The sequence below is a fragment of the Streptomyces sp. NPDC102270 genome (genome assembly GCF_044766405.1).
In the GTDB taxonomy this organism is placed as follows: domain Bacteria; phylum Actinomycetota; class Actinomycetes; order Streptomycetales; family Streptomycetaceae; genus Streptomyces.
In genome coordinates, this window is sequence record NZ_JBIWLX010000017.1 from 141,667 (window position 1) to 148,483 (window position 6,817).

Below are 6,817 nucleotides of genomic sequence, written 5' to 3' on the forward strand. Positions count from 1 at the left end.
GAGCCCCTCCCCGGGACTCCCGCCCCCGTCACCCCCTCTGCGGCGCCGGTCCGGTCCCCGTCGCCTGCCAGCCCCGCCGAGCGGACGGCCCCGCAGGCGCCTGCGTCCTCGGGCGCCCCACCCTCCGGGGGCCCAGGGGCTCGCACCCAGCCGACGGCCTCCGGCCGACGCACGGCCCCGCCGGCCCTCCCGCCCTCGGGGGGATCACCCTCCGTACAGCCCGCGAACCCCGCGTCCGTCGACCAGCTCCCTCCCTCCGCACCGCCCTTCCCCCACCCGCTCCTCGCCTGCCTGCCCGGCCTCGCCGTCGTCCTCGTGCTGGTGCTGTGTGTCACCGGTATCGAGGACGCGGTCTCCGTCCGGTCCGCGCGGAGTGGGGCGGTGGCCCGGCAGAAGGCCGTGACGCACGCCGCGAGCAGACCGCACATCGTGCCGAGGTCGGTGTGGGCCGTCGGCGGGGAGGCGAACGCCGCCGCCCGTACCCCGCCGCCCCCGGACTACGACGACAAGGTGCTAGCGGTCTTCGTGCACCACACCGACTCGCCCAACGACTACGACTGCGCCGACGCGCCCCGCATCATCCGCTACCTCGCCGCCGGCCAGACCGGCGCCCGGGACTGGGACGACATCGGTTACAACTTCCTCGTCGACCGCTGCGGCACCATCTACGAGGGCCGTGCGGGCGGCGTCGACCGCCCCGTCACCGGCGCCCACACCCTCGGCTTCAACCACCGCACGGCCGGCATCGCCGCCCTCGGCACCTTCACCGCGGGCGTCACCGTCCCGCGGGCGATGACCGACGCGATCGCCTCCCTGGTCGCCTGGAAGCTCGGCCTCGCCGGCATCGACCCGCGCAGCACCGTCCGTCTCACCTCCAGCAACAGCGCCAGCCGCTACACCGCCGGCACCATCGCCACACTGCCCGCCCTCGCGGCCCACGGCGCCGCCTACATGACGACCTGTCCCGGCGCCGCACTGAGAGCCCTGCTGCCTGAGATCAGACAGCGGGCGGCCCGTCTCCAGGGCAGGACGTGACTCGTCGAGTCGGCGAGTTCTCACAGGGTTCTCGTAGGCCACTCAAGGATCACGCCGAAACAGCCGCCCTATGGTCATGCACACGCACTGACGGAGGTGGGGAAGAAATGAACAGCAGTCACATGAGCACCCAGAACAGCAGGACCCGCGGCCCCTGGGCGGTCGTCTGCGCCGTCGTCGCCGTGGTCCTCGGCCCGGCCGCCGTCACCGCGTCCGCGCTCGACCAGGCCAACGCGGCCCCGATGCACCACGCGGTGAAGGCCGACCAGACGCAGGCGTACATCCCGACGGACACGACCCGGCGCAGGGCCGGCACGGCGGCCTGAACGCAGCGCGAGCGGCCTGACGGGGACTCAGCCCCTGAACCGCTCCCACAGCTTGGGATACCGCTCCGCCAGCACCCGGTCGCTCTCCAGGTCGATCGGCGCGCCGAGCGGCTCGGAGGCCGCGGGCGGAATGCCGAGGTCGGGAGCGACGGTACCGGTGAGCTGTTCGTAGGCCTCGTCGGCCGCGTAGCCCAGTTCCTCGCCGTCGCCGTCGATCTCCTCGTCGAAGTCGGCCAGCAGGTCGGCGAGCGAGTCGGGGTCGTGCACCGCGCCCTCGTACACCTCACGGCCCTGGCCGATCAGCCAGCACCGGAAGAAGTCGAAGGCGTCGTCGCTCGCCCCGTCCAGCAGGATCCAGGCGGCGCCCCACAGGTCCCAGGTGTACGCGCGGTTGAAGCGGGCCTCGAAGTGACGGGCGAAGTCGAGGACCATGTCCGGGTCCAGCGCCAGCAGCCGCTCCACGAGCAGGTCGGCCTGTTCCTCGGGGTCGCCCTCGGCGGCCTCGCGGGTGGCGTCCACCAGCTCCCAGAACTCCGTCTCGTCCATCACGGGTCCAGCATCGGGCCTGGAAGGGTGCGGCGCACGTGGAGTGCGGCGGATTGTTATGTCCCGAACAGAGTCCTTCACGTCCTGTACAGCCTCCCCAGACGTACGGCGTCCCCCGCGAACCGCGCCCGCAGGCTCTCCGGGGCCAGTACCTCCACCTCCGGCCCCAGCGACGCGAGCTGCGCGTGGGCGACCTCCTCGGACTCCACCGGGAGGGTCACCGTCACCCACCCGTCGCCGTCCGGCGGCCCGGCGGCCGCCAGCACCTCCCGGGCCGCGGCGGGATCGACGGCGTACGGCAGTCCGCGCGCCCCCGCCCCGGACAGCCGTACGACGACCTCGGCCCGCAGGATCGAGCGCGCGAACTGTTCGGCGCGCTCCGCCCAGAAGCCGGGCAGGTCGAACTCCTCGGCACGCTCGAAGCGGGCCTCGCCGGCCGTCACCGCCGTGAAACGGTCGATCCGGTACACCCGGAAGGAACCGCCGTCCGGGATCCGTGCGCACAGGTACCAGACGCCCGCCTTGAGCACGAGCCCGTACGGCTCGAGGTCCCGCTCCACCTCGCCCTCCCGGCCGCGGTAGCGCGCGCCGACCCGTCTGTCGTCCCACACCGCGTCGGCGACGGCGGGCAGCAGCTCGGGGGACTTCGGCTCGGTGAACCAGTTGGGCGCGTCGAGATGGAAGCGCTGAGCGGCCGTACGGGAGGCGTCGCTGAGGGAGGGGAGCAGTGCGGCGGAGACCTTCAGCCGGGCGGCGGAGGCGGCGTCCTCCAGGCCCATCTCGCGCAGCGCGCCCGGCACGCCGGACAGGAACAGCGCCTCGGCCTCGCTGCGCGCCAGCCCGGTCAGCCGGGTCCGGTACCCGCCGATCAGCCGGTACCCGCCGGCCCGCCCCCGGTCGGCGTAGACCGGAACCCCGGCCTCCGACAACGCCTGCGCGTCCCGCGTCACCGTCCGCTCCGACACCTCCAGCTCGCGCGCCAGCTCGGCGGCGGTCATGGAGGACCGGGACTGGAGCAACAGCACCATCTTGATGAGCCGGGCAGCACGCATACGGCCATGATGCCGGGGCCCACTGACAGCGAAGGGGCACGGCGGCAGCCGTACCCCTTCACCGAAAGCATCGAAGCGAAAGCATCGAAGCCCAGGCGCTTACAGCCCGTACTTCTCCCGCGCTTCCTTCACCGCCGTCGCCTTGACCTCGCCACGCCGGGCCAGCTGGGCCAGGGCCGCGACGACGACCGACTCGGCGTCGACGCCGAAGTGGCGGCGGGCGCCCTCGCGGGTGTCGGAGAGGCCGAAGCCGTCCGCGCCGAGCGAGGACCAGTCCTGCTCGACCCACTGCGCGATCTGGTCGGGGACCTGGCGCATGTAGTCGGAGACCGCGAGCACCGGGCCCTCGGCACCGTGCAGCGCCTGACGGACGTACGGGATCCGCTCCTCGCCGCGCAGCAGGCCGGCGTCGGCCTCCAGCGCGTCGCGGCGCAGCTCCGTCCAGGACGTCGCGGACCACACGTCCGCCGCCACACCCCACTCCTCCGCCAGCATCCGCTGCGCCTTCAGCACCCAGTGGATCGCGGTGCCGGAGCCGAGCAGCTGGATCCGGGGGGCGTTCGCGACCGGGGAAACCCCTGCGGACTCCGCCGTGTTGAAGCGGTACAGGCCCTTGACGATGCCCTCGTCGACACCGAGGCCGGACGGCTTGGCGGGCTGCGGAAGCGGCTCGTTGTAGACCGTCAGGTAGTAGAAGACGTTCGGGTCCTCGCCGGGGGCCGCCTCGCCGTACATGCGGCGGATGCCGTCACGCACGATCGTGGCGACCTCGTAGGCGAACGCCGGGTCGTACGTCAGCGCCGCCGGGTTCGTCGCCGCGATCACCGGCGAGTGTCCGTCCGCGTGCTGCAGACCCTCGCCCGTCAGCGTGGTACGGCCCGCCGTGGCACCCACCAGGAAGCCGCGGCCGAGCTGGTCGCCGAGCTGCCACATCTGGTCGGCCGTGCGCTGCCAGCCGAACATCGAGTAGAAGATGTAGAACGGGATCATCGCCTCGCCGTGCGTCGCGTACGACGTCGAAGCGGCGATGAAGTCGGCCATCGAACCGGCCTCGGTGATCCCCTCGTTGAGGATCTGGCCGTTGGTGGCCTCCTTGTAGTACATCAGCTGGTCGCGGTCGACCGGCTCGTACGTCTGACCCTTCGGGGAGTAGATCCCGAGCGAGGGGAACAGCGACTCCATGCCGAAGGTGCGAGCCTCGTCGGGGACGATCGGCACCCAGCGCCTGCCGGTCTCCTTGTCGCGGACCAGGTCCTTGATGAGCCGTACGAAGGCCATCGTGGTGGCGACGTTCTGCGAGCCCGAGCCCTTGTCGAAGGAGGCGAAGGCCTTTTCGGCGGGGGCGGGCAGCGGGGCCACCGGGTGCACTCGGCGGGCCGGCGCGGGACCACCGAGAGCGGCCCGGCGCTCCTGGAGGTAGCGCACCTCGGGGGAGTCGGCGCCCGGGTGGCCGTAGGGCACCACGCCGTCGACGAAGTCGCTGTCCTTGATGGGCAGTTCGAGCAGGTCGCGCATGGTCTTGAACTCGTCCACCGTCAGCTTCTTCATCTGGTGGTTGGCGTTCTTCGACGCGAAGCCCTCGCCGAGGGTGTGGCCCTTGACCGTCTGGGCCAGGATGACCGTCGGCGCGCCCTTGAACTCGACGGCGGCCTTGTAGGCGGCGTACACCTTGCGCGCCTCGTGGCCACCGCGGGAGAGGTGGAAACACTCGAGGATCTTGTCGTCGGACAGCAGCTTCGCCATCTCGACGAGCGCCGGGTCCTTGCCGAAGAAGTCCTGGCGGATGTAGGCGGCGTCGCGCGTCTGGTACGTCTGCACCTGCGCGTCCGGTACCTCGCGCAGGCGTCGTACGAGCGCGCCCGTGGTGTCGAGCTGGAAGAGCTCGTCCCAGGCATTGCCCCACAGAGACTTGACGACGTTCCAGCCGGCGCCGCGGAACTGGGCCTCCAGCTCCTGCACGATCTTGAAGTTCGCGCGGACCGGGCCGTCGAGACGCTGCAGGTTGCAGTTGATGACGAAGGTGAGGTTGTCGAGGCCCTCGCGGGAGGCCAGTGCGAGTGCCGCCGTGGACTCCGGCTCGTCCATCTCGCCGTCGCCGAGGAAGGCCCAGACGTGGGACTGCGAGACGTCCTTGATGCCGCGGGCCGTCAGGTAGCGGTTGAAGCGTGCCTGGTAGATCGCGGAGAGCGGGCCGAGGCCCATCGACACCGTCGGGAACTCCCACAGCCAGGGCAGGCGGCGGGGGTGCGGGTACGACGGGAGGCCGTCGCCGCCCGACTCGCGACGGAAGTTGTCGAGGTGGTGCTCGGTCAGCCGGCCGTCGAGGAAGGCGCGGGCGTAGATGCCGGGGGAGGCGTGGCCCTGGATGTAGAGCTGGTCGCCGGACCCGTCGGCCTCCTTGCCCTTGAAGAAGTGGTTGAAGCCGGTCTCGTAGAGCCAGGCCGCGGAGGCGAAGGTGGCGATGTGGCCGCCGACGCCGTATTTGGAGCCGCGGGTGACCATCGCGGCCGCGTTCCAGCGGTTCCACGCGGTGATGCGGGCCTCCATCGCCGGGTCACCGGGCAGGCCCGGCTCGGCGGCGGTGGGGATGGTGTTGACGTAGTCGGTCTCGAGGAGCTTCGGCAGCGCGATGCCGTTGCCCTCCGCCCTCTCCAGCGTGCGGCGCATCAGGTACGCGGCACGGTGCGGGCCGGCCGCCTTGGCGACCGCGTCCAGGGAGGCCTGCCATTCGGCGGTCTCCTCGGGGTCCCGGTCGGGGAGCTGGTCGAGCTCGCTGGCCTGGATGGCGTTGGGGTCGGTCATGTCGCCGCCTTCCTCAGTCGAAGGGGGTTCCCTCATCGGTAAGGGTTCGGGGGTGCCCTTTGTCTTTGGCAGGACAGGGCGGAGGGCCCCGGTAAGGGCCCGTCGGCGACTCTAACTCGCTGATCGATGATCGATCAAAGGGTTGAGGGGCAAAACTTCTCGATGACGAGAAAGTAGGCACGGGGTGCCTCCGGCGGTGGCACCGGGTGACTGTGGAGCCCCGGGTTTTTGCAGGTCGGAGGCCGTTTGAGCGGAGGCGCGCTCGGGTGCGGCAACTTCTTGGGGACACGGTCCCGCGTTCTCGGGCGCGGTGGTGCTCGGGGTCGGGGATGTTCGGCCGGGTGGTGCTCGGGAGTGTTCGGCCTGGCGGTGCTGGGGCACGGCGGTGGTCGGCCGGGACGGTGCTCGGGGCTGGTGGTGCTCGGGTCCGGCGGTGTCGGCGGCGGTGCTGCTCGGCGTGGCGGTGCTCGGCCGCGGTGGTGCGGGGGCCGGGTAATGCTCGCCGTGACGATGCTTGGCCGGGTGGTGTTCGCCACGGTGGTGCTTGGTCGGGTTGGTGCTCGGGGCTGGTGGTGCTCGGAGGCGGTGGTGCTTGGCCGGGACGGTGCTCGGCGGCGTGGCGCTTGGCTTAGCGGTGCTCGGGCCGGGTGGTGCTCGCCGTGACGGTGCTTGGGCCGGGTGGTGTTCGGCCGCGACCGTGCTCGGGTCCGGCGGTGTTCGGCCACGGCGGTGTTCACTCGCGACGGTGCTCGGCCGGGCGGTGTTCGTCACAGTGGTGCTTGGCCGGGACGGTGCTCGGCGGCGTGGTGCTTGGCTTAGCGGTGCTCGGGCCGGGTGGTGCGCGCCGTGACGCTGCTTGGGCCGGGTGGTGTTCGGCCGTGACCGTGCTCGGGTCCGAGGGGGTTCGGCCACGGCGGTGGTCACTCGCGACGGTGCTCGGGCCGGGCGGTGTTCGCCACGGTGGTGCTTGGCCGGGACGGTGCTCGGCGGCGTGGTGCTTGGCTTAGCGGTGCTCGGGCCGGGTGGTGCGCGCCGTGACGCTGCTTGGGCCGGGTG

Annotated in this window: 5 protein-coding genes; 2 read left to right on the forward strand and 3 right to left on the reverse strand. The window is 71.8% G+C overall.

The genetic code is table 11. The features are described 5' to 3' along the window. Positions 1–291 precede the first annotated feature (291 nt). Positions 292–1,035 carry a peptidoglycan recognition protein gene (locus ACIRP7_RS32810; protein ID WP_403666828.1) on the forward strand — a complete coding sequence of 248 codons (744 nt, stop codon included), beginning with the start codon at positions 292–294 and terminating at the stop codon, positions 1,033–1,035. 107 nt (positions 1,036–1,142) lie between these two features. After that, a complete protein-coding gene (locus ACIRP7_RS32815) occupies positions 1,143–1,361 on the forward strand; it encodes a hypothetical protein (protein WP_403666650.1) in 219 nt (72 codons plus the stop codon). 27 nt (positions 1,362–1,388) lie between these two features. Here ACIRP7_RS32815 and ACIRP7_RS32820 read toward each other — a convergent pair whose 3' ends face one another. The 3 genes from ACIRP7_RS32820 to aceE all read right to left on the reverse strand — a co-directional run bounded on the left by ACIRP7_RS32820 (position 1,389) and on the right by aceE (position 5,761). Beyond that, on the reverse strand, positions 1,389–1,907 hold the full coding sequence (locus ACIRP7_RS32820; RefSeq protein ID WP_393600186.1) for a DUF4240 domain-containing protein: 519 nt from the start codon (positions 1,905–1,907) through the stop codon (positions 1,389–1,391). A 77-nt stretch (positions 1,908–1,984) separates the two neighbouring features. Next, a complete protein-coding gene (locus ACIRP7_RS32825) occupies positions 1,985–2,959 on the reverse strand; it encodes a helix-turn-helix transcriptional regulator (RefSeq protein ID WP_403666653.1) in 975 nt (324 codons plus the stop codon). Between the two features lie 99 nt (positions 2,960–3,058). Continuing rightward, positions 3,059–5,761 (reverse strand): pyruvate dehydrogenase (acetyl-transferring), homodimeric type, encoded by a 2,703-nt coding sequence (aceE, locus tag ACIRP7_RS32830; protein ID WP_403666656.1) that lies wholly within the window; start codon positions 5,759–5,761, stop codon positions 3,059–3,061. Positions 5,762–6,817: the final 1,056 nt, after the last annotated feature.

What these genes read in the sequence shown, in the direction of transcription:
- aceE (WP_403666656.1), bottom strand. Translation starts at nt 5,761, where the DNA reads ATGACCGACCCCAACGCCATCCAGGCCAGCGAGCTCGACCAGCTCCCC.
- ACIRP7_RS32815 (WP_403666650.1), top strand. Translation starts at nt 1,143, where the DNA reads ATGAACAGCAGTCACATGAGCACCCAGAACAGCAGGACCCGCGGCCCC.
- ACIRP7_RS32825 (WP_403666653.1), bottom strand. Translation starts at nt 2,959, where the DNA reads ATGCGTGCTGCCCGGCTCATCAAGATGGTGCTGTTGCTCCAGTCCCGG.
- ACIRP7_RS32820 (WP_393600186.1), bottom strand. Translation starts at nt 1,907, where the DNA reads ATGGACGAGACGGAGTTCTGGGAGCTGGTGGACGCCACCCGCGAGGCC.